Source organism: Phormidesmis priestleyi ULC007 (assembly GCF_001895925.1).
Lineage (GTDB): Bacteria > Cyanobacteriota > Cyanobacteriia > Leptolyngbyales > Leptolyngbyaceae > Phormidesmis_A > Phormidesmis_A priestleyi_A.
Genome location: NZ_MPPI01000106.1, coordinates 1 through 1,195, shown reverse-complemented (window position 1 = coordinate 1,195; position 1,195 = coordinate 1). Strand labels below are relative to the sequence as shown.

Below are 1,195 nucleotides of genomic sequence, written 5' to 3'. Positions count from 1 at the left end.
CAGGGTGGTTTCAAGTTAGCCAGCGAAAAACCTGATGGACTTGATTGGCTAGATCCCGAATGCAATCTGGGAGAGTACGGCAACCCAAGCGACGGGCAAGCGTAATCAGGAACGAATTGAAGATCGCCCAACTAATCGGGGCATAGCCACCCCGTCGAGGCGGATCATCTTCCTGTAAAGTGACATCTTTGACCCAGTGCAACCCATTTTCAATTTGCCAGTGGCTACGGGTCAATTCTAGGAAAGCAGGGGCATCCAGGGTTAAGTTGCTCAAGTAGCACTGCGCCTCTTGAAACGGCTTGCCCGCCCGGATGCCCTGGCGGTTGACCCAAATCACCCGTGTGATGCCCGCACTGCTCCAGCGTTTGGGCAGCTCGTCAGGAGCGGCATAGACCTGGACGGTGCGCTGGGTTTGGCGACCATGTACCCGTTCCGAGTGGCTCGTTTGGCTCAACGGCAGCCCTTGCTGCCGCAGGTGGTGCAGGCGTTGATGGAGCGTCTTCTGATTGGCTTTGAGTCCGACCAGATAATGACTCTCCTGAGCGTTGATCAAGGTCAAGGTCTCCACTTGGGCGTGAAGGGCATCTAAACTGAATCCGACTGGCAACGATTGCGCCAAGGCAGGCGCTGTGGTGACTGTTCTCAACAATCGTTTGGCGACCTCAATTTCACTTTCTTGGGCGTTGTACATCAACGCTAACTGGACGACCCCAGCTTGCTGACCGTACACGGACACCAACGTGGCAAAGTTTTGGGCACTGCTGTTCCCACCCACCGAGGTACATTTGATGCTTTTGCCGTCGATTGACCATAACAATCCAGCCAATGCTGGCGCATGAAGCAGCGCCCAAACATTAAACGCATCGACCCAGGCTGCCGCATCGACTTGCAGAAACACTCGACGAACGGTGGAATAGGACGGGAACTGAGTCGTCTGCGGATCTAACTCCAACAGATCACACAAGCTGGCATGATGCTTCTGGCAAAACAGGGCGATGGGACGATAGCCCCAATACCCACATAAGCTTCCCAGCAAGGCTAGAAACAGCACCAACCAGAGGGGATGGCTTTGACCGCGCTTGCTTCGCGGGTCGGGAATCGTTTTTAATTGGTCTATGAGGGACATGGACTGCTACTTTTGTGATGATTGCAGTCCATCCTCATTTTTCTCTCTAGACCTTGAAACCACCCTGCT

General features: G+C 54.1%; 1 protein-coding gene. It reads right to left on the bottom strand.

From position 1 onward, the window contains the following. Positions 1-10: 10 nt before the first annotated feature. Positions 11-1,126, bottom strand: coding sequence for an ISAs1 family transposase (locus BRW63_RS26990; RefSeq protein ID WP_073075380.1), 1,116 nt, complete (start codon positions 1,124-1,126; stop codon positions 11-13). Positions 1,127-1,195: the final 69 nt, after the last annotated feature.